The sequence below is a fragment of the Mycolicibacterium setense genome (genome assembly GCF_000805385.1).
Taxonomy (GTDB): Bacteria; Actinomycetota; Actinomycetes; order Mycobacteriales; family Mycobacteriaceae; genus Mycobacterium; species Mycobacterium setense.
This window is the reverse complement of the sequence record NZ_JTJW01000006.1, coordinates 1,105,286-1,129,881: the sequence shown is the minus strand read 5'-3', so window position 1 is coordinate 1,129,881 and position 24,596 is coordinate 1,105,286. Positions and strand designations below refer to the sequence as shown.

Genomic DNA, 24,596 nt, shown 5'->3' with positions numbered 1-24,596 from the left:
GCTTATCCGCTGACCGCGGCCAGCGCCTGCGGCAAGGTGAACCGTTCGGCGTAGAGCGCTTTTCCGACGATCGCACCCTCGACTCCGTGGCCGGTCAGAGTGGCGATCGCCCGCAGATCATCAAGGCTGGACACCCCGCCGGAAGCGATCACCGGGGCGTTGGTGCGGTCGGCGACCGCCGCCAGCAGCTCCAGATTCGGGCCCGTGAGAGTGCCGTCCTTGGTGACGTCGGTGACGACGTACCGCGAACACCCTTCGCGGTCAAGACGATCCAGAACCTGCCACAGGTCGCCACCGTCGGTTTCCCAACCGCGGCCACGCAGCCGCCAGCTGCCGTTCTCGAACTGCACATCCAGCCCGACCGCCACCCGATCGCCATACTCGGCGATGGCGCCGCGGCACCACTCAGGACTCTCCAGCGCCGCCGTGCCGATGTTCACCCGGGCACAACCGGTGGCCATCGCGGCCTTGAGCGAGTCGTCATCGCGGATGCCACCGGACAGTTCGACCTTTACGTCGAGCTTGCCGACCAGATCGGCCAACAGTTCGCGGTTGCTGCCGCGGCCGAAAGCGGCATCCAGGTCCACCAGGTGGATCCACTCGGCGCCGTCACGCTGCCAGGCCTCCGCGGCTTCCAGCGCCGAACCGTAGTCCGTCTCGCTGCCGGCCTTACCCTGCACCAGACGCACCGCCTTGCCGTCCACCACGTCGACAGCCGGCAACAGAATCAAACTCACAGTCCCTCAACCCAATTCGCGAGCAGCGTCGCACCAGCGTCGCCACTCTTCTCCGGATGAAATTGCGTAGCCGACAACGCGCCGTCCTCGACGGCGGCGATGAACGGCACGTGATGCGTCGCCCAGGTGACCAGTGCGTCCGGGTTACCGGACCACTCCTGGGCGGCATACGAATGCACGAAATAGAAACGGGTTGCGGCGTCCAGCCCCTTGAACAGGGTGCTGCCGGCCGCCGCGTCGACGACGTTCCACCCCATGTGCGGAATCACCGGGGCGTCCAGTCGGGTCACCGAGCCGGGCCACTGCCCGCAACCCGTCGACTCCGTCCCGAACTCCACTCCACGGGCGAACAGGATCTGCATGCCGACACAGACACCCAGCACCGGACGACCGTGCTGCAAGCGGTCGGCGATGATCTTCTCGCCGCCGATCGCCCGGAGCCCGGTCATACAGGCCTCGAACGCACCGACACCGGGCACCACCAGACCGTCGGCCGCCGCGGCAGCACCCGGATCGGCCGTCACCTCGACGTCGGCACCGACCCGCTCCAGCGCGCGCTGAGCCGAACGCAGATTGCCCGACCCGTAGTCGAGAACGACGACTTTCTTTGTCACAGCGTGCCTTTGGTCGACGGAACGCCGGTCACCCGGGCGTCGTACTCGACGGCCTGGCGCAGCGCGCGGGCCACCGCCTTGTACTGCGCCTCGGTGATGTGGTGCGGGTCGCGGCCATAGAGCGTGCGCACGTGCAGTGCGATGCGGGCGTTGAACGCCAGCGATTCGAACACGTGCCGGTTGATCACCGTGTGGTACGGCGCGGCCGACCCTTGAATCGTGAACTCCACCATGAATTCCGGTTCCCCGGTGTGTACGAAGTACGGCCGACCGGAGACATCGACGGCGGCGTGCGCCAGTGTCTCGTCCATGGGGATGAAGGCATCGCCGAACCGGCGGATGCCCTTCTTGTCACCGAGGGCCTGCCCCAGCGCCTGCCCCAGCACGATCGCAGTGTCCTCGACCGTGTGGTGTCCCTCGATCTCGATGTCACCCTTGGCATGCACGGTGAGATCGAAACTCGCGTGGGTGCCGAGCGAGGTCAGCATGTGATCGAAGAACGGGACACCGGTGTCGATGTCGACGACACCGGTCCCGTCGAGATCGATCTCGACGACGATGTCGGATTCCCTGGTCTTGCGTTCGACTTTCGCGCGACGGCTCACGATGCTCCTACCGGGCTGTTGGCGGGCTGAAGTTCGGTGGCGACGAGATCGGCGCTGGCGGCCAGGAATGCGTCGTTCTCCTCGGCCAGTCCGATCGTGGTGCGCAGGAAGCCGGGGATGCCGACATCGCGGATCAGAATTCCCTTGTCCAGGTAGCGCTGCCAGCTGGCCGGAGCGTCGCGGAACTCGCCGAACAGCACGAAGTTCGCGTCGCTGGGGATCACGCGGTACCCGAGGCGGCTCAATTCGGCACTCACGCGGTCACGTTCGGCGGCCAGAGTTGCCACGCTGGCCAGCGTGTCGTCGGCATGGCGCAGCGCCGCACACGCGGCCGCCTGGGTGAGAACCGACAGGTGATACGGCAGCCGGACGAGCAGCAGCGCGTCGATCACCGCGGGAGCGGCGGCCAGGTAGCCGAGCCGTCCGCCGGCGAAGGCGAAGGCCTTGCTCATCGTGCGGGTGACGATCAGCTTGGTCGGGAACTCGTCGATGAGGGTGACCGCGCTTGGCTGCGACGAGAACTCGCCGTAGGCCTCATCGACGACCAAGATGCCACCGCGCATCGCCTGGAGCAGCCGGCGCAGATCCTCGATCGAGACACTTTGGCCCGACGGGTTGTTGGGGCTCGCCACGAACACCACATCGGGTGTGCGTTCCTTTAGCGCCGCCACGGCCACGTCGACGGCAAGCCCGAAATCGGCAGCACGGGCTGCCTGCAGCCACTCGGTCTGGGTGCCGTCGGAGATGATCGGGTGCATCGAGTACGACGGCACGAACCCGATCGCGGTGCGACCCGGCCCGCCGAAGGCCTGCAACAGCTGCTGCAGGATCTCGTTCGAACCGTTCGCCGCCCACAGATTGTCGACTGTGAGCTCCACTCCGGTCGCTGCGGTGAGGTACGCAGCCAGGTCGGTGCGCAACGCCACCGCGTCCCGGTCGGGATAGCGGTGCAGTTCAGCCGCGACCTCGCGGACCGAGGCGGCGACGTCGTCGATCAGAGCCTGGGTCGGCGGATGCGGATTCTCATTGGTGTTCAGCCGTACCGGAACTACCAATTGCGGTGCACCATAAGGGGACTTCCCACGCAGGTTCTCGCGCAGCGGCAGATCGGCCAGCGTCACATCGCGTGCACTCACCTTTCAAACCTCCGTCGTACCGCCTCACCGTGCGAGGGCAGGTTTTCCGCCTTGGACAAGGTGATCACATGCCCGGCAACGTCCTTGAGTGCGGCCTCGTCGTACTCGACGACGTGGATGCCACGCAGGAACGTCTGCACGGACAGGCCACTGGAATGCCGGGCACACCCCGCAGTCGGCAGCACGTGGTTGGAGCCGGCGCAGTAGTCGCCGAGGCTGACCGGAGACCACGCACCCACGAAAATGGCACCCGCAGAACGGATCCGGCCGGCCACAACGGATGCATCCTTGGTCTGGATCTCCAGGTGCTCGGCGGCGTAGGCATTGACCACCCGCACCCCCGCCTCGATATCGTCGACCAGCACGATCGCGGACTGCTTACCCGAGAGCGCTACCCGGACGCGCTCGACGTGCACCGTGGTGGCCAACTGGCGGGTGAGTTCGCGGTCGGTGGCCTCGGCCAGCGCTTCGCTGTCGGTGACCAGCACGCTGGCCGCCATCTCGTCGTGCTCGGCCTGGCTGATCAGATCCGCCGCGACGTGTACCGGATCGGCCGTGCCGTCGGCCAAGATCGCGATCTCCGTCGGGCCGGCCTCGGCATCGATGCCGACCTGCGAGCGGCAGATCCGCTTGGCGGCGGTCACGTAGATGTTTCCGGGGCCGGTGATCATGTCGACCGGTGCGAGTTCGGCACCATCGGTGTCGGTGCCGCCGTAGGCCAGCAATGCCACCGCCTGCGCACCTCCGACAGCCCATACCTCTTCGACGCCGAGCAGCGCCGCGGCGGCCAGGATGGTCGGGTGCGGCAGGCCGTCAAATTCCGCCTGCGGCGGGCTGGCGATCACCAGCGAATCGACGCCCGCGGTCTGTGCGGGCACCACGTTCATCACGACGCTCGACGGGTAGACGGCGTTGCCGCCGGGCACGTACAGCCCCACGCGCTCGACCGGCACCCAGCGTTCGGTGACGGTGGCACCGGGTGCCAGCGTGGTGGTGGTGTCGGTGCGGCGCTGATCGGCATGCACCGTGCGAGCGCGGTCGATCGCGACCTGCAGGGCAACGCGCACGTCCGGGTCGAGATCGGCCAGGGCAGCCGTCAGCCGGGCAGCCGGGACCCGAACGGTGTCGGGCCGGATGCCGTCGAAGGTATGGCCGTAATCCAGGGCGGCCTTCGCGCCGTGCTCGGCGACCGCCTCCACGATCGGGCGGACCTTGGGCACCACTGCGTCCACGTCGACCCCACCGCGGGGCAGCGCGGAACGCAACTGCGCAGCGTTGAGCACACGGTTACGCAGGTCGATTCGGGACATCTCAAACTCGGCCATCGGTTCAATTGTCCCTGATCAGTCCAGTTGATAAAAATCCGTCGCCGGTTGCCGCCGGCGCGGCCCGCCGTAGGGTAGTTCCAGACTGCCGAATGGAGCCCTGAATGTCTGCGAAAGACCACCCGAACAACGCCCCCGGCGTACCGATGCTCATGCCGCCCGCGCTGGAGCGGTTCCAGATCAAATACATCAACCCGCTGCTGAAACCGTTCTCCAAGCGGCTGCCCGGATTCACCGTCATCAAGCATCGCGGCCGCACGTCCGGCACGCCTTACGAGACGATCGTCACCAGCTACCGCAAGGACAATCTGCTCGCGGTGACGCTGATGCACGGCAAGACCAACTGGGTGAAGAACGTGTTGGCGGCCGGCGAGGCCGACGTGCACCTGTTCAGCGGCGACGTCAAGATCACCAACCCGCGGGTGTTGCCGGCCGGTACGGATGACCCGACACTCCCCCGTATCCCCAGGACCGCCGCGCGCCGGATGGGTGTCTTCGTCGCAGATATCGTTTGACACGCTCGCCAGACTGCTTACATGACCTGGCAGATCTGGCTGGCGTTTCTCGGAGCGTCGATCGCCATCAGCGTGTCCCCCGGAGCCGGGGCGATTCTGTCGATGGCCACCGGCCTGACTCACGGCGTCCGCCGCGGCACGTGGAGCGTGTTGGGGCTGCAGATCGGACTGATGCTGCAACTGGTGCTGGTGGCCGTCGGGTTGGGCGCCGTCGTCGCCGGATCGGTCCTGGCCTTCCAGATCGTCAAATGGCTGGGTGTGGCGTATCTGATTTACCTGGCGGTCCAGCAGTGGCGCAGCGCCTCACTGGATCTGAATGAGCGGATGAGTGGCACGGTCGAGCGCGGCCGGCTGGCGTTGCTGATGCGTGGGTTCCTGGTGAACACCACCAATCCGAAGGGTTTGGTGTTCCTGCTCGCCGTGCTGCCGCAGTTCGTGGTGCCGGCCGCGCCGTTGCTGCCGCAATACCTGGCGATCGCGGCGACGATGGTCGCCGTGGACATCGTCGTGATGAGCCTCTACACCGGACTGGCCGCACGGATGCTCAATTGGCTGCAGACACCGCGCCAGCAGACCATCCTGGGCCGGGTGTTCTCCGGACTGTTCGCCACCGCCGCCGTGGTCCTTTCGCTGGTCCGCCGCGGCGCGCCTGCCTAGCCTCCCGTCAAGCCCTCCAACGCACCCTTGATGAGCGGCGCCGCCTGCTCCATCGCGGCCCGCAAGGGACCGGCGGCCTCGTCGGGCAGTACATCGCGGGTCCAGACGAAGCGGCATCGCTGCGGACCGTCATCAACCACCTGCATCACCGCATTGTCGTGCTCGGGCTGCGCGGTGTCGCCGATCAGCGAGTAGGCGATCCGGCGGGCCGGCTCGTCGCGGCTGACCAGGCGCTCGCGGGCGACGAAGCCATCGGCGAAGGTCACGATCCGCACGTCGCCGTCGGCCTCGGCGGACTCCACGAAGCCCGGCGCCATCCGTACAGGGCCATCTGCCCAATCGCCGATCACCTGCCACACCCGCGCACTGTCAGCTTCCACGGCGAACTCAATCTGGATCGATGCCATGGCCCCAGTCTGGTCGCGGGGCGACCTGGTGTCTTGAACATTCTTGCGGGACGGCGATGTCGGACCCGAGGGTTATCGTGCGACGTATGTTGACCGCCGAGGCGCTGATCTCGCGGCCGGATTTCGCCATCGCCACCTGGAGCTGCACCGGCGAGCACGCCGATTGGTCCGAGCCCGAGCGTCCCTCCGCCGGGCGGTTTGTGCTGGTCCGCGCGGGACTATTCCGGCGCCAGGGTTCCGCTGGGCCGAGCGACCACGACGTGACCGTCGGCTATCTGGGTGAGCCGGGCGAAATCGAGCAGTTCGCGCATCCGCACGGTGGCGATACCTGTACCTCGCTGCAACTCGAGTCTGAAAACTGGTGGCAACTTGCCGGCGAGCCGAACCGGCTGGGGCCGGCCGCCGTGTACGTGGACGCCCGTATTGAACTGGCGCACCGGCGGCTTCTGGCCGCGGGTCCCGCTGATCCCGATTACCAACTGGCCGAGTGCCTGGTGCGGCTGGTCGGTACAGCGCTGCGGTCGGCGGCGCAACGGCCGATCCCGGCGGGATCACCGGCCCGGCATTCCGAGCGGCGCCTTGTGGCACAAGCACGCGACGCGATCAGGCAGGCCGATGACGCAGCGGTCGGGCTGTTCCCCCTCGCAGCCACGCTCGGCGTTTCCCCTTACCGGCTGAGCCGTGCGTTCAGCACTGAACTCGGGGTGTCGGTGACGCGATATCGCAACCGGGTCCGGGTCGGACGGGCGCTCGACCATCTGCAGCGCGGTGAATCCACGATGGCCGACGTCGCCGTCACGCTGGGCTTCGCCGATCAGGCTCACTTCTGCCGCACGGTGCGTGCCCATACGGGGTGGACGCCGACCGCGACCCGGCGCGAATTACACCGAGCGACAGCGAGTTAGGTGTCCAGACCGATGTCGAGCACGCGCACCGAATGGGTGAGGGCGCCGATCGCCAGGTAGTCGACTCCGGTGCCGGCGTAATCGGCGGCGCTGTCCAGCGACAAGCCACCTGAGGATTCCAGCAGCGTCTTGGGCGAACGGTTGTCCCGGCGCTGTACCGCGATCTGGGTCTGCCAGACCGGGAAGTTGTCCAGCAGCACCAGTTCCACGTCGGCCGAGAGCACATCGTCGAGTTGTTCGAGGGAATCCACCTCGACCTCGCACGGCAGATCCGGCGCCTCGGCCCGCACCGCCTTGAGCGCTGCCAGCACCGACCCGGCCGCGGCGACGTGGTTGTCCTTGATCAGCGCGGCGTCACCCAGACCCATCCGGTGGTTCACGCCGCCGCCGACGCGCACCGCGTACTTCTGCAGCGCACGCAGTCCCGGCAGCGTCTTGCGGGTATCCCGGATCTTGGCATTGGTGCCGGCCACCGCGTCGACCCAGGCGGCGGTCGCGGTGGCGATCCCCGACAGGTGGCACATCAGATTCAACATGGTGCGTTCAGCGGTGAGCAGACCCCGGGTCGGCGCTTCGACCGTCAGGATCGCCGACCGGGCGTCCAATCGGGCACCGTCCTCGACGCGGTCGAGCACGCGGTAGCCGTCCGCACCGAGCACCTCATCGAGCACCAGCAGTGCGATGTCGACGCCTGCGGCCACGCCCGGCTCGCGGTTCACCACCGCGGCGGTGGTCATGGCGTCGGCGCCCACGGTGGCGATGGTCGTGACATCCGGGCCGTAGCGCAGATCCTCTTCGAGCGCACGGCTGATCGTGGCACGCGCCTCGGCCAATTCGACATCCGAAAGTGCCATCAGCACACCACCGCTGCAGTGTCGAGGGTGGGACGGCCGGATGCGGCGCGAATCGTCACGGAATGCTCCTGCGCAGGATCTGTTTCGGGGTGATCGCCACGATGATGGCAACCACGACTTTCGGTGCGGGCCAGCGCCGCAGCGGCGATAGCCCGTGCGGTCGCGGTGAGTGCCGCGTCCTCAAAGCTCTGACGGCCGGCGGGAGAGACCGCGCCCGCTTCGGCCAGGACGGCGTCGAGCCGTCGCAAGCCGTCGGCGTCACGGACCACTGACGCATGCTCGGACATGCTGTGCTGCAGCGTATTCCGATCAACGAAGTCTCGACGACGGTCCTGGGGCGCCTGTGCCCGCACCGAACCCGCCAGGCTCGAGTGCTCGGCGGCGGCGCGGCCGGCCCGTCCACCGACCACCAGCCCTTCCAGCAGGCTGTTGGAGGCCAACCGATTGGCTCCGTGCATCCCCGTGCGGGCCACCTCGCCCGCGGCGAACAGTCCGGGCAGTTCGGTGCGTCCATGCACGTCGGTCACCACTCCGCCACAGCTGTAATGAGCGCCGGGCACCACCGGGATGGGTTGGCGGGTCGGATCGATACCGGCCGACGCGCACGCCGCCGCCACCGTGGGAAAGCGGTGGGCGAACTGCGAAATGCTTCGGGCGTCGAGGTATGCGCACGGCTCACCCGTGGCGCTCAACCGGGCGTCGATGGCGGCGGCGACCACATCCCGCGGGGCCAGGTCCCCCATCGGATGCACGCCCTCGGTCACCGAATTGCCCTGCGAGTCGATGAGTACGGCGCCCTCACCGCGCAGCGCCTCGGTGATGAGCGGGCGCCGCCCACCGCCGTTTTCGGCGTACAGCATCGTCGGGTGGAACTGCACGAACTCGATGTCGCTGACCGGGACACCGGCCCACAGCGCCAGCGCGATGCCATCGCCCGTCGAGCCTGCCGGGTTGGTGGTGGCCGCATACACGTGGCCGAGGCCACCGGTGGCGAGGATGACCGACGGTGCATGGATGATGCCCATGCCGTCCTCGTTACGGACAAGTACGCCGGTCACCGCGGCGTCGTCGCGCAGGACCTCACACGCCACGTGGTCGCGGCGGATGTCCAGGCTGGCGGCCGCGACGTCCAGTGCCCGCTGCACCTCGGCCCCGGTGGCGTCGCCCCCTGCGTGAATGATCCGGCGCCGGGTGTGTCCGCCTTCGCGGGTCAGTGCCCAACGTCCGGGAGCCGTCTCGTCGAACTGGGCGCCGTCGGCCACCAGATCGGCCACCGCGCCGTATCCGGCCGCGACGATGGAACGCACCGCATCCGGATCGCACAGGCCGCCACCAGCCGCGACCGTGTCCGCGACGTGCGCCTCGACCGAGTCGTCGGTGTGTGGCAGGACCACCGCGATGCCGCCCTGGGCGTAGAACGTCGCGGTCTCGCGGGCCTTGCTCAGCACCACCACCCGGCGACCGCGACGGTGCGCGGCCAGGGCCGCCACCAGGCCCGCGACCCCGGTGCCGACCACGACGACGTCAGCGCGCTGCTGCCACAGCGTTGAACTGCCGCAGGCGAAGCGGCTCGATCCCCGGGCGGTGCCCGTCGGGGTCATTCGCCGCCGCCGGGCTGGCCGATCGCAATCATCCGCTGCACGCTGGCACGACCCAGGCGGGCGGTTTCGGGATCGACGTGCACCTCGTCGGCACCTTCGATCAGGCAGCGCAGCAGCGCGGCCGGAGTGATCATCTTCATGTAGGTGCACGACGCGCGGTCGTTGACCGCCAGGAAGTCGACATCCGGTGCCGCCCTGCGCAACTGGTGCAGCATGCCGACCTCGGTGGCGACCAGCACCTGCCGCGCCCGGGTCTCCCGGGCGGCGTCGAGCATGCCGCCGGTGGACAGGATCTTCACCCGATCTTCGGGGACCGCGCCCTCACCCGCGAGGTACAGAGCGGACGTGGCGCATCCGCATTCGGGGTGCACGAACAGTTCGGCGTCGGGGTGCGACCGGGCCTGATCGGCCAGCTCGTCACCGTTGATACCTGCGTGCACGTGGCACTCGCCCGCCCAGATATGCAGGTTCTTGCGGCCGGTGACCCGGCGGACATGCGCACCCAGGAACTGGTCCGGGCAGAACAGCACCTCCCGGTCCTCGGGAATCGAAGCCACCACCTCGACCGCGTTCGACGACGTGCAGCAGATGTCCGTCAGCGCCTTCACCGCGGCGGTGGTGTTGACGTAGGAGACGACGACCGCACCGGGGTGCTCGTCCTTCCACTCCTGTAGCTCGTCGGCCGTGATCGAATCGGCCAGCGAACAACCCGCCCGCTGATCCGGGATCAGCACGGTCTTGTCCGGGCTGAGGATCTTGGCCGTCTCGGCCATGAAGTGCACGCCGCAGAACACAATGGTGTCCTCGGAGGCCTCGGCGGCGATCCGCGACAGTGCCAGAGAATCGCCGACGTGGTCGGCGACGTCCTGGATTGCCGGCAACTGGTAGTTGTGCGCCAACAGCGTCGCACCGCGCAGCTCGACCAGACGACGGATCTCAGCGGCCCACTGCTCGTCGCCCTCGACGCCGGAATAGCCGCCGGGGCCATCGACGATCTGATCTGCCAAGCCCCCCGAGAGGGTGCCATTGAGAGCGGTCACGCCGACCTCCTCCACTACGTCAGGTTTTCGACTTATAATCGAAAACATGCCACATGGTAACACCGCGCACGAAGTTCTCGCCGTCGTGTTCCAGGTTCGCGGCCTCGACTCCCGGCAGCCCAGCCTCAACGTGCTGCTATGGCAACGCGCCCTGGAACCGGAGCGGGGCAAATGGTCATTACCGGGTGGGAGACTCGACGACGACGAAGACCTGACGAGTTCGGTGCGCAGACAGCTGGCCGAGAAGGTTGACCTGCGCGAACTGGCCCATCTGGAGCAGTTGGCAGCATTTTCCGACCCCCACCGAGTTCCCGGCATTCGCACCATCGCATCTACATTCCTGGGCCTCGTACCCTCCCCGTCCACGCCGGCCCTGCCCCCGGACACCCGGTGGCATCCGGTCAGCGACCTACCTCCGATGGCTTTCGACCATGCGCCCATGGTCGAGCACGCACGCACCCGACTGGCAGCCAAGCTGTCCTACACCAACATCGGATTCGCCTTGGCGCCAAAAGAATTCGCACTCTCGACCCTGCGCGACATCTACAGCGCCGCGCTCGACTATCAAGTCGACGCCACCAACCTGCAGCGGGTCTTGGAACGCCGCAAGGTCATCATCCGCACCGGCACCACCGCTCGATCGGGCCGTAGCGGCGGGCGCCCCGCGGCGCTGTACCGATTCACCGAATCGCGGTACCGCGTCACCGACGAATTCGCCGCATTGCGCCCGCCCTGGTGAGTCGGCTGGCTTCTTAGACCCTCCTTAAGTAACAATGCCCTGATGGACTTGGGCAGCGCGGCCAGCATCTCCGCAGCGGAATGGATCGGTCGAGCGCCTCACGAGAACCTCGACCCCGCTGCTCGCCCCGTGCTTCCCCACAAGGACGCGTTCTACGTTCCGCCCGCGGGGTTCCAGCACGCCGAACCGGGCACCGTCCTGCGCAGCCGCGATGTGGAGCTGGCCTTTCTCGGTTTGATCCCGCAGCGCGTGCAGGCCACGCAGCTGCTGTATCGCTCCACCGATCGCAACGGCATTCCCGAAGCCGCTGCCAGCACCGTCATCGTCCCGGCGGATGCCGCACCCGACTGCCACGTGGTGTCCTACCAGTGCGCGATCGACGCCATCTCGGCCCGATGCTTCCCGTCGTACGCCCTGCGTCGCCACGCCAAAGCCACCGGCTCCCTGGCCCAACTGGAATTCCTGCTGATCTCGGCCGCGCTGGCCGAGGGCTGGGCCGTGTCGGTCCCCGACCATGAAGGTGTCAACGGCATGTGGGGCGCGCCCTACGAGCCCGGCTACCGGGTCCTCGACGGCCTGCGCGCGGCGATCAACGCAGAGCAGCTGTCGTTGTCACCGTCGGCGCGGATCGGCTTGTGGGGATACTCCGGTGGCGGCCTGGCCAGCGCGTGGGCCGCGGAGATGGCGGGCGGCTATGCGCCCGAGCTCAACATTGTCGGCGCTGTCCTCGGCTCCCCCGTCGGCAACCTCGGAAACACTTTCCGCCGGCTCAACGGCACCGTCTTCTCAGGACTGCCGGCCCTGGTGGTGGCCGCCCTCGCCGACATCTATCCCAACCTCAACCGGGTGGTCACCGAACACGCGACGATCGAAGGGCGCAAGGTCCTCGACCGGCTGCACCGAATGACCACCGTGGAAGCCATCGTGCGGATGTTCCGCACGGACATGGACGATCTGGTCGACATGCCGCTGGAGGACATCCTCGACGGACCCGAAGTCAGCGAGGTCTTCCACGACACCAAACTCGGTGTGGCAGTACCGGTTCCACCGGTCCTGATCGTGCAAGCGGTCCACGACGAGATCATCTCGGTCGATGACATCGACGAACTCGCCGACACCTACCTGGCCGGTGGCGCCGACGTGACCTACCACCGCGACATGTTCAGCGAGCACCTGCTGCTGCACCCGTTCTCGGCCCCGATGGCGCTGCGCTGGCTGACCGACCGGTTCGCCGACCGCCCGCTCACCGCCAACCTGGTCCGATCCAAGTGGCCGACGCTGCTCAACCCGATCACCTATATGGGCATGGCCAGATTGGCCGGAATCGCCACCAAAGTCGCGCTGGGACGCACAGTTCGCCGGCGTCCGCTCTGATCTGCCGCCCGATGGCAGAATGGGGGTAGATGCGTTACATCCGTCAGCCCCCGCCGGTGGCCCTGCGCGACAGCGTCGACCACCTGTGGTGCATTGCGGACGGACCCACGTATTCGGTGGAACGCATCCTGCCCACCGGCACCACCGAGCTTGTCGTGAACCTCGGCGCTGACACCATCGCCATAACGAACCAGCAAGGTTCACAACGATTTTCGGCCATCGCGGTATCGGGCCCGTATACCCGACCGTTCGACATCGATGCACGCGAGCACACCGCCATGGTGGGCGTGCATTTCAAGCCGGGCGGCATCCGCGCCGTGCTTGGTGTATCACCGCACGAGCTACTCGGCTCCCATATCGATCTCGACGCGGTGTGGAACAGCGCCTCCGACCTCCGCTCCGAGATATGCGAGGCGAAGTCGATCAAACAACGCTTGGCGATCATCGAAAGCGCACTGCTCACCCGATCACACCCGAGCCGCGGACTGACCTGTGAAGTGGCCTTCGCGGTGCACGCGCTCAGCCTCAGCCGCCGACCATCGATCGACCGACTGGCCCGCGAGGTCGGCTTCAGCCATAGAAGGCTGATCCAACTGTTCACGACCCAGGTCGGAATGCCACCCAAACGGTTCGCCCGCCTGCAACGGTTCCGACGCGCACATGAGGCCGTCGCCTCGGCACTGTCGCCGCCGGACTGGTCCGCGTTCGCCGTCGAGCACGGATACGCCGACCAGTCACACATGATCCGGGAGTTCCGGGAATTCTCCGGAATGACACCCGCCCAGCAGCTACGCCAAAGCCGATACGCCGCAAAGGACGACCACATCGCGCTCAAGCAGTAGGTCAATTTTGTTCAATACATCCGCCGCGAAGTTCGGCAGACTGCGGTCATGTCCGGACACATCACCTACCGAACCGGCGCGGTCCGCTACCAGGTCACCGATGTCGAGCAGGCGGTCGCTTTCTACACCCAGCACCTGGGGTTTGGTGTCGCTCTGCGGGGAGGATCGGCCTTCGCGTCCGTGGCCAACGGCAACCTCACCCTGTTCTTGAGTGGCCCAGGAAGCTCGGGCGCCCGCCAACTGCCCGACGGCACCACGCAGACACCCGGTGGCTACAACCGCATCGTGCTCGAAGTCGATGACCTCGACGCGGCGATCACCGAGCTGCGCGGAGCCGACGTCACGTTCCGCAACACGGTGGAGACGGGTCCGGGCGGCCGGCAGATCCAGCTGAGCGATCCCGACGGCAACCCCGTCGAGCTGTTCGAAGCGGCGGCCGTCAAACCCCAGGCGGGCTGACCACCGGCGGAAGCACCGGATAGGTCGGCGTCTGCACTGGCGGCCAGGCGCCCAAGTCATCGCGAACCGTAGAGACCGCGATCAGTGCGTAGACCATGGCCGCCATGGCCGCGGGAAACAGGATCGTGCCCGCGATCTGCAGCGGCGTATGACCGAAAAAGACCGATGCCGCTTCCACCACGTAGTGGACGCGGTGTTCCGGGGTGACCGGTGCGCCCGCGATATCGAGCGAACCGAACCGCGAATGGGCAAGAGCCGCACCAACGCCGGCCGCCAGCGCGGTGGCCACCGCACTACCGACAGCCAATGCCGCGACCATGACCGGCCCGCGGTGCGCGGTCCACTGCCACACTGCCACCGCTGCGACGACGCCGAGGACGACCAGCAGGCCCACGAACATGAACGCCGAGGTGAAGAAGTGGTCGGACTCCCCGCCGAGATAGGCATGCACCCGGTCACCGCTACGGGTCAGCGCCACGACACCGTGCACGCCTGGGGCCAGGAAGGCCCACACGACGCCGAGCGCGGCACCAGCCAGAGCAAGCGCGGCAATGACGATCACCACCGCCCGCTCACGCGAAACTCGTGGTGCGCCGGGAAGATCAGCCTCGGCAGTGCTGACCGACAGCGCGGCCTCTTCGCCCAAGGGGCTCATCGGGGTCTTCTGCTCGTCGCCCGAGCGGCTCATCGCCGCGTATCCAGGTCCATCGAATCCACCTGCCCATGCCTCGAACACTTGGCCCACCACCCGGTCGGCCGCACCTGGACGATCATCCGGCGCCCACACTCGGCGCAGAACCGGGGCGGTTCCAGACCCAACTGGGCGGCCGTGGGGACAACACTTCCGTCCGCGGCGTCCGCCTGGACCCCGGTGTAGACGTTGTACCGGCCGGCGCCGACTGGCGCGGGCAGCGCCGGCGTTTCTGCCATCTCGGAGATCACCACACCCCTGTTCTACAGGCTGGCGTTCAGCGCCTTGATCGGCATCTGCAGATCGTCGAGCAATTCCAGGTCCGATTCGGCCGGGCGGCCCAGCGTGGTCAGGTAGTTGCCGACGATGACGGCGTTGATGCCGCCCAAGATGCCCTGCTTGGCGCCGAGGTCACCGAGGGTGATCTCGCGGCCACCGGCGAAACGCAGCATGGTGCGCGGCAGTGCCAGGCGGAACGCGGCGACAGCCTTGAGCGCCTCGGAGGCGGGAAGCACCTCGAGATCGCCGAACGGCGTGCCGGGGCGCGGGTTGAGGAAGTTCAGCGGCACCTCGTGCGGATTCAGCTCGGCCAGATTGGCGGCGAACTCGGCTCGCTGCTCCAGCGTCTCCCCCATGCCGAGGATGCCGCCGCAGCACACCTCCATGCCGGCCTCGCGCACCATCTCCAACGTGCCCCAGCGCTCTTCCCAGGAGTGCGTGGTGACGACGTTGGGGAAGAACGACTTCGCGGTCTCCAGATTGTGGTTGTAGCGGTGCACGCCCATGTCCTTGAGGCGGTCCACCTGCTCCTGGGTCAACATGCCCAGCGAGCACGCGATCTGGATGTCGACCTCGTTGCGGATCGCCTCGATGCCCGCGGCCACCTGGGCCAGCAGGCGCTCGTCGGGGCCACGCACCGCAGCCACGATGCAGAACTCGGTGGCGCCGGTCTTGGCGGTCTGCTTGGCGGCCTCGACCAGGCTCGGAATGTCCAGCCAGGCGCTGCGTACCGGGGAGGCGAACAGGCCCGACTGCGAGCAGAAGTGGCAGTCCTCCGGGCAACCGCCGGTCTTGAGGCTGATGATGCCCTCGACCTCGACCTCGGGGCCACACCACTTCATCCGGACCTCGTGGGCCAGCGCCAGCAGCTCCTCGAGCTGATCGTCGGGCAGCTGCAGCACCTGCAGCGTCTGGTCCCGGTCGAGGCCGACGCCACGCTCCAGAACCTGCTCGCGAGCTACGCCCAATACATCTACGGCTGCCTGCGTCACCGAAACGTCCTCCTGTGGATCGTCTGCCGGCCGGGCCGACGCTTGAACACGTCGGCGAGCCGACACTTGAACACCGTTCAGGCTAGGGTAACGGTGTGCAACTCCACAAACCCGACGTGGTGGATGCGGCGACTGCCATCCTGGACAACTACGGCATCGCCGACCTGACGATGCGGCGCCTCGCGCGTGAGCTCAATGTCAGCCCGGGCGCGCTGTACTGGCATTTCGCGAACAAACAGGAACTGCTCGGCGCCGTCGCCGACCGCATCCTGCAACCCGTTCGTATCCAGAGCACTGCCGCAGCCTGGCCCGGACGAATCCACCAGACCTGTGTGGCGCTTCGTGACGCGCTGCTGTCGCACACCGACGGGGCCGAGCTGGTCTCCGCCAGTTTCGCGGCCGGACAGTCGCAGACTGTGGGCGAGATCGTCACGCAGCTCGCCGACGCGGCCCGCCAGGCCGGCGTGATGTCACCTGATGACGAGTTGGCCGCGCGCACGGTGCTCTATTACGTACTGGGTTTCACCGCGGACGAGCAATCTCGGCTGCAATGGGACGCGGCGGGCGCGCTGACCGACGAGCAGTCGGTGCTGAACCGGGACGCCGCACGGCAATTCGCCTTCGGTCTCCAATTGCTCGTCGACGGATTGGCCGTGCGGGGCGCCAGCACGCTGAGCTCCGGACGCGACATACCGCAACGCAGCCAGAGTTGATCGTCACCCGGTCAGCCGATCAGGTGTTCCTCGCGCTTGTCGCCGTCCCAACGCCGTAAGCCCACTATTTGGCCGGCGATTTCGGCGGGCCGTCCGGCGATCCGCAGCGCCGTGGCCAGCCTGGCCGGAGCCACCCTCCGCGCCAGCGTCACATGCGGGGTCCAGTTCCCCGGTTCGGCATGAGGCATCGGAGCCGGGTCCACGTACGGCAGACACAATCGGTACACATCGGCCTGCACCTCGAGCAGTTCAGCGGTCGGGACCAGCAGCCGCGCGAGTACGCCGGCCGAACGACCGAAGATCAGCGTCGCACCGATCCGGCACGGCAGCGGGAATCGTCCGGCCACGTCGGCCAGCACCAGCTCGGCCTGCGGGTCGATGTGCTGGGCGACGGTCAATGTCGCGTGCGGCCGGCCGGCCGGCGCCTGGCTGGGAATGTCCGCGTCGCGCAGTGAATCCCAGATTCCGCGAATCACGGATTCGGTGTCCGGGTCGAAAAGCAGCTCAACGGAATGGACCATGTCAGATCAGGCCGAGCAGCCAGTCCCGGTCGACGGCGTCAGCACACAGCTTCTCGAACTCCGCGGCACTCACTCCGCCGGCCCCGGCCGGGAGCACCGCACGCACGGGAGCGAGCCGCGCCAGCGCCTCCCGGTTGTCCGACTCCGCAACGCCAGGATTCTCCGGCCATGCCCCGATCACCAGACCTGCGCAGGTAATACCTTGTCCAGCAAGCGATTCCAGGGTCAATGCGGTGTGGTTGAGTGTGCCCAGCCCTGCGGACACCACCACCAGAACCGCCGCCGACAGGTCCGCCGCCAGATCACGCACCGTGACGCCGCCCGCGCCCAACTCGACAAGGAGGCCGCCGGCACCCTCGACCAGGGTCAGCCCGCCGGCAATCTCGGCGCCACGCACAGCGTCCACCAGTTCTGCACGGGCAGGCAGTGCGCGCCCGGACCGGTGCGCTGCTGCGACCGGCGCCAACGGCTCCGGATAACGCCATCCCCCATGCAGGTTGTCCACGCCGGACAGCCGGTTCACTTCAGCAAGGTCGTTGTCGCCGTCGACGGTCCCGGTCTGCACCGGCTTGCACACCGCGACGTCGAGACCGGCAAGACGGGCCGCACAGGCCAACGCGGCGGTCGTCACCGTCTTCCCGACACCGGTGTCGGTGCCGGTGACGACCAGCGTGCTCACAACCGGACCTCGGACAACACCTCGGTCAACACCCGGCGGGCCAGGCCCATCTCGTCGGCGGTGAGCGACGCCCTGGCCGTCAGGCGTAGCCGCGAAGTGCCCTCGGGAACCGTCGGCGGACGGAAGCACCCCACCCGCACGCCCCGGTCCAGGCACGCCGCGGCCGCGGCCACCGCCACCTCGGGCTCACCGAGGATCACCGACACCACTGCCGAGTCGGGCACCGCGGTGTCCCCTGAGATCCGGGCCAGGTCGGCGGCATGGTTCAACACGGCCTGCGCCCGCTGCGGTTCGGCGATCAGCACCCGCAGCGCGGCCCATGCCGCACCGACCGCCGCCGGCGCCAGCCCCGTGTCGAAGATGAACGGACGGGCCGCGTCGATCAGATGCGTGCGAATCACCTCCGGGCCGAGCACCACACCACCCTGGCTGCCGAGTGCCTTCGACAACGTCGTCGTCATCACCACATCCGGCGCCCCGGCCAGGCCGGCCTCGTACAGCAGGCCCTGCCCACCCGGACCGCGCACACCGAGCCCGTGCGCCTCATCGACCAGTAACAGTGCGCCATGGCGGCGGCAGACCGCGTGCAGCTCCCGCAGCGGCGCCAGCGCGCCATCAGTGCTGAACACCGATTCGGTGAGCACCACAGCACGTTCCTCGGCACGCGCCGACAGCACGGCCTCGACCGCGTCGACGTCGCGGTGCGGTGTGACGGTCACCCGAGCGCGTGACAACCGGCACGCGTCCACCAGCGATGCGTGGCTCAGTGCGTCGGAGACCAGCAGTGAGCCGGGACCGGACAACGCGACGACAGCGCCGAGGTTGGCGGTGTAGCCCGAGGAGAAGACCAGTGCCGACTCGGCGCCGACGAACGTCGCCAGAGCGGTTTCGAAGCCTTCGTGCAGTTCGGTGTTTCCGGTGACCAACCGGGACCCACCCGCACCCGCCCCCCAGATTCGGAGCGCTTCGATGCCACCATCGAGGACCTGCGGGTGTTGCGACAGGCCCAGATAGTCGTTGGAGGCCAGGTCCAGCTCGGTGGCCACGGCGGGACGGGTACGCAGCTCACGACGGAGCCCGGCCTGGCGGCGCTTCTGCTCGACGTCGGCCAACCAGGCCAGCGGTGAAAGATCCGTGCGCGTCACGTGGTGCTCCTCTGTGAACCCGGCGGGCCATTGAACACCGTTCAGGTTAGTGCACGGGCCACGCCCACCATGCCCGCGGTGATCTGATCCACCTCAGCCCTCGTGCAGATGAACGGCGGCATGGCGTAGATCAGCTTGCCGAACGGACGCAGCCAGACCCCGTGACGCAACGCCGCCAAGGTGGCCACCGGCATGTTCACCGGCTCCCTCATCTCGATCACGCCGATGGCGCCGAGCACCCGGACATCGGCGACCCCCGGCAGCCCGCGCGCAGGCTCGAGACCGTCCCGCAGCCCCACCTCGATCTCGGCCACCCGCGTCCGCCAGTCGCCGCTGATCAGCAGTTCCACCGCCGCCACACCCACCGCGCACGCCAGCGCGTTGGCCATGAACGTCGGGCCGTGCATGAGGGCCCCGGGCTCCCCCGAGCTGATCGTCCGCGCGATCTTCCGCGTGCACAACGTCGCGGCGAGCGTGATGTAACCGCCGGTCAGCGCCTTGCCGACACACATGATGTCGGGGCTGACCCCGGCGTGCTCGGCGGCGAACAGCATGCCGGTCCGGCCGAATCCCGTGGCGATCTCGTCGAAGATCAGCAACACGTCATGGCGATCGCAGATCGCGCGCAAGTCGGCCAGGTAGCGCGGGTCGTGGAATCGCATCCCTCCGGCGCCCTGCACGACGGGTTCCACGATCACCGCGGCCAACTCGTCGGCATGCTCGGCCAGCTGCCGTTCGAACGCCTCGCTGTAGGCGGGGTCGTAGTCGGCGGGGACGGGCGGCGCGAAGATTTGGGGCACCAGGACATCGGTCCACAGGGAGTGCATGCCGCCATCGGGATCGCACACGCTCATCGGGGTGAACGTGTCGCCGTGATAGCCGCCGCGCCAGGTCATCAGCCGGTGCTTGGCGCCCCGGCCCAGGCTGCGCCAGTACTGCAGCGCCATCTTCACCGCTACCTCGACGGACACCGACCCGGAATCGCTGAAGAACACCGTCTCCAGACCCTCTGGGGTGAGTTCGACCAGCAGTTGGGCCAACCGTGCGGCCGGTTCATGGGTCAGACCGCCGAACATGACGTGGTTCATGGTGGCGAGCTGGTCGGTGATCGCGCGGTCCAGCACCGGGTGCCCGTGTCCGTGCACGGCAGTCCACCACGACGCCATCGCATCGATCACCTCGATCGGTGCGCCGTCGGTCGGATCGATCACAGTCAGCCACGCGCCTTTGGCACCGACCGCCACCACCGGCGGAAGCGCCTCCGCGCCCATGGCGCTGTAGGGATGCCAGATGTGGGCCGCGTCGATGGCATTGATCTGCGCCGGGGTCAGCTCAGCCACAGTCGCGCAGCCTAGCTCTTTGCTCATCGGCTGTGACGCACGCATCCGAAATATGAGCAGCAGGCCGATGTTAGGTAAATTGGCCTCGACCATGAAAACCCTTGACGCCCCCCGGACGGAGCCCGGCACCGAATCCGGTTCCGTTCCACGCGCGGCAATGGGTACCCGTTCATCGGGTTTCTACCGCCATGATCTGGACGGACTGCGCGGCATCGCGATCGCTCTCGTGGCGATGTTCCACATCTGGTTCGGCCGGGTTTCCGGTGGTGTGGACGTTTTCCTGGCGCTGTCCGGATTTTTCTTCGGCGGCAAGATCCTGCGGATCGCCCTCAACCCCGACGCGCCGCTGTGGCCGTTCCCCGAAGTGGTCAGGCTGATTCGCCGACTGCTTCCCGCCCTGGTCGTGGTACTTGCCGCTGCCGCGGTGCTGACCATCCTCGTGCAGCCCGAGACGCGGTGGGAAACGTTTGCTGACCAGAGCCTGGCAAGCCTGGGCTACTACCAGAACTGGGAGCTGGCCAACACCGCCGCGAACTACCTTCGCGCCGGTGAAGCGGTCAGCCCGCTGCAGCACATCTGGTCGATGTCGGTCCAGGGGCAGTTCTATCTGGCGTTCCTGCTGGTGGTCTTCGGATTCGCTTTCCTGGGGCGCCGAGTGTTCGGCCGCCACCTGCGGACCGCGTTCATCGTTTTACTGAGCGCGCTGACCATCGCATCCTTCGTCTACGCGATCATCGCCCACAACGACGACCAGGCCACCGCCTACTACAACAGTTTTGCCCGCGGTTGGGAGCTGCTGATCGGTGCACTCGCCGGCGCCCTGGTCCCGGCGGTGCGGTGGCCGATGTGGCTGCGCACCGCCCTGGCAACCATCTCACTGGCCGCGATCGTGTCATGTGGCTGGTGGATCGACGGAGTCAAAGAGTTTCCCGGGCCGTGGACCCTGGTTCCGGTCGGGGCCACCGTCATCTTCATCCTGACCGCCGCGAACCGGATCGACGATCCGACTGCGGGCCAGCGGTTGCCCGCACCGAACCGGATGCTGGCGACCAAGCCGTTCGTGTCGCTGGGATCGATGGCCTACTCGCTCTATCTGTGGCACTGGCCGCTGCTCATCTTCTGGCTGTCCTACTCGGGCCACGCCCACGCCAACTTCCTCGAAGGCACGATCATCCTGCTGATTTCGGGGGTGCTGGCCTGGCTGACCACGCGCTACATCGAGGAGCCGCTGCGCGCACAGAAGGCAAAGGCCACCACCGCACCGGCCGTGCCGTGGCGGGTACGGCTGCGCCGCCCCACCATCGTCCTCGGCTCCATCGTCGGACTGCTCGGCGTGGCACTGACGGCGACCTCGTTCACCTGGCGTGAGCATGTCACCGTGCAACGCGCCAACGGCAAGGAACTGTCGGGACTGTCGGCCCGCGACTATCCGGGCGCGCGTGCGCTGATCGACCACGCGCGAGTGCCCAAGCTGCCGATGCGCCCCACAGTGCTCGAGGCCAAAGACGATCTGCCCGCCTCGACCACCGACGGCTGCATCAGCGATTTCGGCAACACCGACATCATCAACTGCACATACGGCGACAAGAGCGCGACGCGCACCGTCGCCGTGGCGGGCGGGTCGCACGCAGAGCACTGGATCACCGCACTGGACCTGCTGGGCCGGCGGCACAACTTCAAGGTGGTCACCTACCTGAAGATGGGTTGTCCGCTGACCACGGAGGAGACACCACTGGTGATGGGCGACAATCGCCCCTACCCCAAGTGTCACGAGTGGAACCAAAAGGTGATGGCCCGGCTCATCGCCGACCGCCCCGAATATGTGTTCACCACCTCGACCCGGCCGTGGAACATCAAGGACGGCGACGTCATGCCCGGCACCTATATCGGGATCTGGGACACGCTCTCGCAGAACAACATTCCGATCCTCGCGATGCGCGACACGCCGTGGCTGACCCGAAACGGCCAGCCGTACTTCCCCTACGACTGTCTGGCCAACGGCGGCGACTCGATCTCGTGCGGCATCGAGCGGTCCAAGGTACTCTCCGACCACAACCCCACACTGGATTTCGTCGGAAGGTTTCCTCTGCTCAAGCCACTCGACATGAGCGATGCGGTGTGCCGTAAGGACTATTGCCGCGTGGTTGAGGGAAATGTGTTGCTGTACCACGATTCTCACCACATCTCTACGACGTACATGCGCACGATGACAGGTGAACTCGGCCGTCAGATGGCAGCGGCGACCGGTTGGTGGTGAACCATGCCACCGTCGTCCGAAGTGCCACCGTCAACTCCCACGCCGATGTCGACCGTCTGGCCCGGCGAGCCCTACCCGCTCGGTGCCACCTATGACGGTGCGGGCACCAACTTCTCGTTGTTCTCCGAAGTCGCCGAACGCGTCGAACTGTGTTTGATCGCCAAGGACGGCACCGAACACCGGATCAACCTCGAAGAGGTCGACGGCTACGTATGGCACGCCTACCTCCCCACCGTCACCCCGGGACAGCGTTACGGGTACCGGGTGTACGGCCCGTGGGATCCCGGCAGCGGACACCGGTGTGACCCCAGCAAGCTCCTGCTGGACCCTTACGGCAAGTCGTTCCACGGTGACTTCGATTTCAGCCAGGCCCTGTTCTCCTACGATCTGACGGCCGATCCGCCCGGTACCGGGAGCCCGCCCCAGGTCGACTCCCTGGGACACACCATGACGAGCGTGGTGATCAACCCGTTCTTTCAATGGGGCTCGGACCGCGCGCCCAAAACGCCGTACCACGACACGGTGATCTACGAAGCCCACGTCAAAGGGATGACCCAGATGCACCCGGGAATCCCCGAAGAACTCCGCGGCACGTACGCGGGGCTGAGCCATCCGGTGGTGATCGAGTACCTGCAGTCGCTGAACATCACCGCGATCGAGCTGATGCCCGTACACCAGTTCATGCACGATCACCGGCTGCTCGACCTCGGGCTGCGAAACTACTGGGGCTACAACACTGTCGGGTTCTTCGCCCCGCACTTCCAATATGCGGCCACCCGGCATGCCGGCGGCGCGGTGGCTGAGTTCAAGACCATGGTCAAGGCGTTCCATGACGCGGGTATCGAGGTCATCCTCGATGTGGTCTACAACCACACCGCCGAGGGCAACCACCTCGGTCCGACCATCAATTTCCGCGGCATCGACAACGCCGCCTATTACCGGCTGCTCGACGGGCAGCCGGAGTACTACAAGGATTTCACCGGCACCGGCAACAGCCTCAACGCCCGGCACCCGCATACCTTGCAATTGATCATGGACTCGTTGCGGTACTGGGTGCTGGACATGCACGTCGACGGTTTCCGATTCGACCTGGCTTCCACGCTGGCCCGCGAATTCTATGATGTGGACCGGCTTTCGGCATTCTTCGATCTGGTCCAGCAAGACCCGGTGGTCAGTCAGGTGAAGCTGATCGCCGAGCCCTGGGATATCGGCGAGGGCGGCTACCAGGTCGGCAATTTCCCAGGTTTGTGGACCGAGTGGAACGGGAAATACCGCGACACTGTGCGCGATTACTGGCGGGGCGAGCCCGCGACCCTTGGCGAGTTCGCCTCCCGGCTGACCGGTTCCTCGGATCTGTACGAGGCCACCGGCCGCCGCCCCGGCGCCAGCATCAATTTCGTCACCTGCCACGACGGGTTCACCCTCAACGACCTCGTGTCCTACAACGAGAAGCACAACGAGGCCAACGGTGAGGACAACCGGGACGGCGAGAGTCACAACCGGTCCTGGAACTGCGGTGTCGAGGGGCCGACGGACGATCCGGAGATCCTGGCCCTGCGCGCCAAGCAGATGCGCAACATCATGGGGACACTGATGCTCTCCCAGGGCACCCCGATGATCGCCCACGGCGACGAGATCGGCCGCACCCAGCAGGGCAACAACAACGTCTACTGCCAGGACTCCGAATTGTCGTGGATGGACTGGTCTCTGCTCGAGAGCAACGACGATCAGCTGGAATTCACGCGCAAAGTGGTCGACTTCCGCAAGCGGCACCCGGTGTTCCGCCGCCGGCGGTTCTTCGACGGTAAACCGATCCGCAGCGGCGACCAGGTCCGCGACATCGCGTGGCTGACCCCGTCGGGAACCGAGATGACGCCGGAGGACTGGGGTACCGGCCTGGGCACATGTGTGGCCGTGTTCCTCAACGGCGAGGCCATCGAGGCTCCCAACGCCCGTGGCGAACGTGTGGTCGACGACTCATTCCTGTTGTGTTTCAACGCCAACGATCACGAGCAGGATTTCGTCACACCGAACGGCGACTACGCCAAGGAATGGACCGCCGACCTCGATACCGCCGATCCGGCCGGAGCATCCGAGCTGGTGGTGGCCGCGGGCGAGAAGATCTCACTCCAGGCCCGATCACTGCTCGTGTTGCGCAAGACGGCCTGA

General features: G+C 67.1%; 26 protein-coding genes. 10 read left to right on the top strand and 16 right to left on the bottom strand.

Annotation, left to right across the window (positions count from 1 at the left end; genetic code table 11):
• Positions 1-2: 2 nt before the first annotated feature.
• The 5 genes from priA to hisD are packed head-to-tail and all read right to left on the bottom strand — an operon-like array spanning position 3 to position 4,417.
• The gene (gene priA / locus QQ25_RS16120) at positions 3-737 is read right to left on the bottom strand and encodes a bifunctional 1-(5-phosphoribosyl)-5-((5-phosphoribosylamino)methylideneamino)imidazole-4-carboxamide isomerase/phosphoribosylanthranilate isomerase PriA (protein ID WP_039379559.1); all 735 of its coding nucleotides are present in this window, start codon (positions 735-737) and stop codon (positions 3-5) included.
• Entirely contained in the window at positions 734-1,351 is a 618-nt protein-coding gene (gene hisH, locus QQ25_RS16115) for an imidazole glycerol phosphate synthase subunit HisH (protein ID WP_039379557.1), read from the bottom strand. The genes priA and hisH overlap by 4 nt, the downstream gene beginning before the upstream one ends.
• The gene (gene hisB / locus QQ25_RS16110; RefSeq protein WP_039319957.1) at positions 1,348-1,956 is read right to left on the bottom strand and encodes an imidazoleglycerol-phosphate dehydratase HisB; all 609 of its coding nucleotides are present in this window, start codon (positions 1,954-1,956) and stop codon (positions 1,348-1,350) included. The genes hisH and hisB overlap by 4 nt, the downstream gene beginning before the upstream one ends.
• A complete protein-coding gene (locus tag QQ25_RS16105; RefSeq protein ID WP_039319954.1) occupies positions 1,953-3,092 on the bottom strand; it encodes a histidinol-phosphate transaminase in 1,140 nt (379 codons plus the stop codon). Before QQ25_RS16105 ends, hisB begins: the two co-directional genes overlap by 4 nt.
• The gene (gene hisD / locus QQ25_RS16100) at positions 3,089-4,417 is read right to left on the bottom strand and encodes a histidinol dehydrogenase (protein ID WP_039319953.1); all 1,329 of its coding nucleotides are present in this window, start codon (positions 4,415-4,417) and stop codon (positions 3,089-3,091) included. The genes QQ25_RS16105 and hisD overlap by 4 nt, the downstream gene beginning before the upstream one ends.
• Positions 4,418-4,521: 104 nt before the next feature.
• Between hisD and QQ25_RS16095 the strand changes: the two genes are divergently transcribed.
• Positions 4,522-4,932: a nitroreductase family deazaflavin-dependent oxidoreductase gene (locus QQ25_RS16095; RefSeq protein WP_029107663.1), complete on the top strand. Its 411-nt coding sequence runs from the start codon at positions 4,522-4,524 to the stop codon at positions 4,930-4,932.
• 21 nt (positions 4,933-4,953) lie between these two features.
• Positions 4,954-5,589: a LysE family transporter gene (locus tag QQ25_RS16090; RefSeq protein ID WP_039319951.1), complete on the top strand. Its 636-nt coding sequence runs from the start codon at positions 4,954-4,956 to the stop codon at positions 5,587-5,589.
• On the opposite strand, the gene QQ25_RS16085 is transcribed toward QQ25_RS16090, so the two are convergent.
• On the bottom strand, positions 5,586-5,996 hold the full coding sequence (locus tag QQ25_RS16085) for an SRPBCC family protein (protein ID WP_039379555.1): 411 nt from the start codon (positions 5,994-5,996) through the stop codon (positions 5,586-5,588). The genes QQ25_RS16090 and QQ25_RS16085 overlap by 4 nt on opposite strands.
• 86 nt (positions 5,997-6,082) lie before the next feature.
• Between QQ25_RS16085 and QQ25_RS31360 the strand changes: the two genes are divergently transcribed.
• Positions 6,083-6,901 carry a helix-turn-helix transcriptional regulator gene (locus tag QQ25_RS31360; RefSeq protein WP_234711915.1) on the top strand — a complete coding sequence of 273 codons (819 nt, stop codon included), beginning with the start codon at positions 6,083-6,085 and terminating at the stop codon, positions 6,899-6,901.
• Here QQ25_RS31360 and nadC read toward each other — a convergent pair.
• From nadC to nadA, 3 genes are read right to left on the bottom strand one after another with little or no spacing between them, the layout of a single operon-like run.
• On the bottom strand, positions 6,898-7,755 hold the full coding sequence (gene nadC / locus QQ25_RS16075) for a carboxylating nicotinate-nucleotide diphosphorylase (RefSeq protein ID WP_039320654.1): 858 nt from the start codon (positions 7,753-7,755) through the stop codon (positions 6,898-6,900). The two genes, QQ25_RS31360 and nadC, sit on opposite strands and share 4 nt — an antisense overlap.
• Positions 7,755-9,356: an L-aspartate oxidase gene (locus tag QQ25_RS16070; protein ID WP_052235841.1), complete on the bottom strand. Its 1,602-nt coding sequence runs from the start codon at positions 9,354-9,356 to the stop codon at positions 7,755-7,757. The genes nadC and QQ25_RS16070 overlap by 1 nt, the downstream gene beginning before the upstream one ends.
• Positions 9,353-10,396: a quinolinate synthase NadA gene (nadA, locus tag QQ25_RS16065; RefSeq protein WP_039320650.1), complete on the bottom strand. Its 1,044-nt coding sequence runs from the start codon at positions 10,394-10,396 to the stop codon at positions 9,353-9,355. The genes QQ25_RS16070 and nadA overlap by 4 nt, the downstream gene beginning before the upstream one ends.
• 46 nt (positions 10,397-10,442) lie before the next feature.
• Between nadA and QQ25_RS16060 the strand changes: the two genes are divergently transcribed.
• The 4 genes from QQ25_RS16060 to QQ25_RS16045 are packed head-to-tail and all read left to right on the top strand — an operon-like array spanning position 10,443 to position 13,810.
• Positions 10,443-11,135, top strand: a complete 693-nt coding sequence (locus QQ25_RS16060) for an NUDIX hydrolase (protein ID WP_039319945.1) — start codon at positions 10,443-10,445, stop codon at positions 11,133-11,135.
• 42 nt (positions 11,136-11,177) lie between these two features.
• Complete coding sequence (locus QQ25_RS16055) at positions 11,178-12,509, top strand: lipase family protein (protein ID WP_039379552.1); 1,332 nt, start codon at positions 11,178-11,180, stop codon at positions 12,507-12,509.
• 29 nt (positions 12,510-12,538) lie between these two features.
• Positions 12,539-13,351 carry a helix-turn-helix domain-containing protein gene (locus QQ25_RS16050; RefSeq protein WP_052235840.1) on the top strand — a complete coding sequence of 271 codons (813 nt, stop codon included), beginning with the start codon at positions 12,539-12,541 and terminating at the stop codon, positions 13,349-13,351.
• A 48-nt stretch (positions 13,352-13,399) separates the two neighbouring features.
• Positions 13,400-13,810, top strand: coding sequence for a VOC family protein (locus QQ25_RS16045; RefSeq protein ID WP_039319940.1), 411 nt, complete (start codon positions 13,400-13,402; stop codon positions 13,808-13,810).
• Here QQ25_RS16045 and QQ25_RS16040 read toward each other — a convergent pair.
• Genes QQ25_RS16040 through bioB form a run of 3 tightly spaced genes read right to left on the bottom strand, consistent with a single transcriptional unit; the run spans position 13,791 to position 15,772 of the window.
• The gene (locus tag QQ25_RS16040; protein ID WP_101906161.1) at positions 13,791-14,498 is read right to left on the bottom strand and encodes a DUF2567 domain-containing protein; all 708 of its coding nucleotides are present in this window, start codon (positions 14,496-14,498) and stop codon (positions 13,791-13,793) included. The genes QQ25_RS16045 and QQ25_RS16040 overlap by 20 nt on opposite strands.
• Positions 14,495-14,740, bottom strand: coding sequence for a biotin synthase auxiliary protein BsaP (gene bsaP / locus QQ25_RS16035; RefSeq protein WP_039320644.1), 246 nt, complete (start codon positions 14,738-14,740; stop codon positions 14,495-14,497). Before bsaP ends, QQ25_RS16040 begins: the two co-directional genes overlap by 4 nt.
• Before the next feature lie 24 nt (positions 14,741-14,764).
• Positions 14,765-15,772 carry a biotin synthase BioB gene (bioB, locus tag QQ25_RS16030; protein ID WP_039319939.1) on the bottom strand — a complete coding sequence of 336 codons (1,008 nt, stop codon included), beginning with the start codon at positions 15,770-15,772 and terminating at the stop codon, positions 14,765-14,767.
• A 95-nt stretch (positions 15,773-15,867) separates the two neighbouring features.
• On the opposite strand from bioB, the gene QQ25_RS16025 reads away from it, so the two are divergent.
• Positions 15,868-16,485, top strand: coding sequence for a TetR family transcriptional regulator (locus tag QQ25_RS16025; protein ID WP_039319938.1), 618 nt, complete (start codon positions 15,868-15,870; stop codon positions 16,483-16,485).
• 11 nt (positions 16,486-16,496) lie between these two features.
• On the opposite strand, the gene QQ25_RS16020 is transcribed toward QQ25_RS16025, so the two are convergent.
• The 4 genes from QQ25_RS16020 to QQ25_RS16005 are packed head-to-tail and all read right to left on the bottom strand — an operon-like array spanning position 16,497 to position 20,170.
• Positions 16,497-17,006, bottom strand: coding sequence for a 2'-5' RNA ligase family protein (locus QQ25_RS16020; RefSeq protein WP_039319936.1), 510 nt, complete (start codon positions 17,004-17,006; stop codon positions 16,497-16,499).
• 1 nt (position 17,007) lies between these two features.
• Positions 17,008-17,685 (bottom strand): dethiobiotin synthase, encoded by a 678-nt coding sequence (gene bioD, locus QQ25_RS16015; protein WP_039319934.1) that lies wholly within the window; start codon positions 17,683-17,685, stop codon positions 17,008-17,010.
• Positions 17,682-18,830, bottom strand: a complete 1,149-nt coding sequence (locus QQ25_RS16010) for an 8-amino-7-oxononanoate synthase (protein ID WP_039379550.1) — start codon at positions 18,828-18,830, stop codon at positions 17,682-17,684. Before QQ25_RS16010 ends, bioD begins: the two co-directional genes overlap by 4 nt.
• A 41-nt stretch (positions 18,831-18,871) precedes the next feature.
• Complete coding sequence (locus tag QQ25_RS16005; protein WP_039380032.1) at positions 18,872-20,170, bottom strand: adenosylmethionine--8-amino-7-oxononanoate transaminase; 1,299 nt, start codon at positions 20,168-20,170, stop codon at positions 18,872-18,874.
• 91 nt (positions 20,171-20,261) lie between these two features.
• On the opposite strand from QQ25_RS16005, the gene QQ25_RS16000 reads away from it, so the two are divergent.
• Both QQ25_RS16000 and glgX read left to right on the top strand, forming a co-directional pair.
• Positions 20,262-22,427 (top strand): acetyltransferase SucT, encoded by a 2,166-nt coding sequence (locus QQ25_RS16000; RefSeq protein WP_039319930.1) that lies wholly within the window; start codon positions 20,262-20,264, stop codon positions 22,425-22,427.
• 3 nt (positions 22,428-22,430) lie between these two features.
• The gene (glgX, locus tag QQ25_RS15995; RefSeq protein ID WP_039379549.1) at positions 22,431-24,596 is read left to right on the top strand and encodes a glycogen debranching protein GlgX; all 2,166 of its coding nucleotides are present in this window, start codon (positions 22,431-22,433) and stop codon (positions 24,594-24,596) included.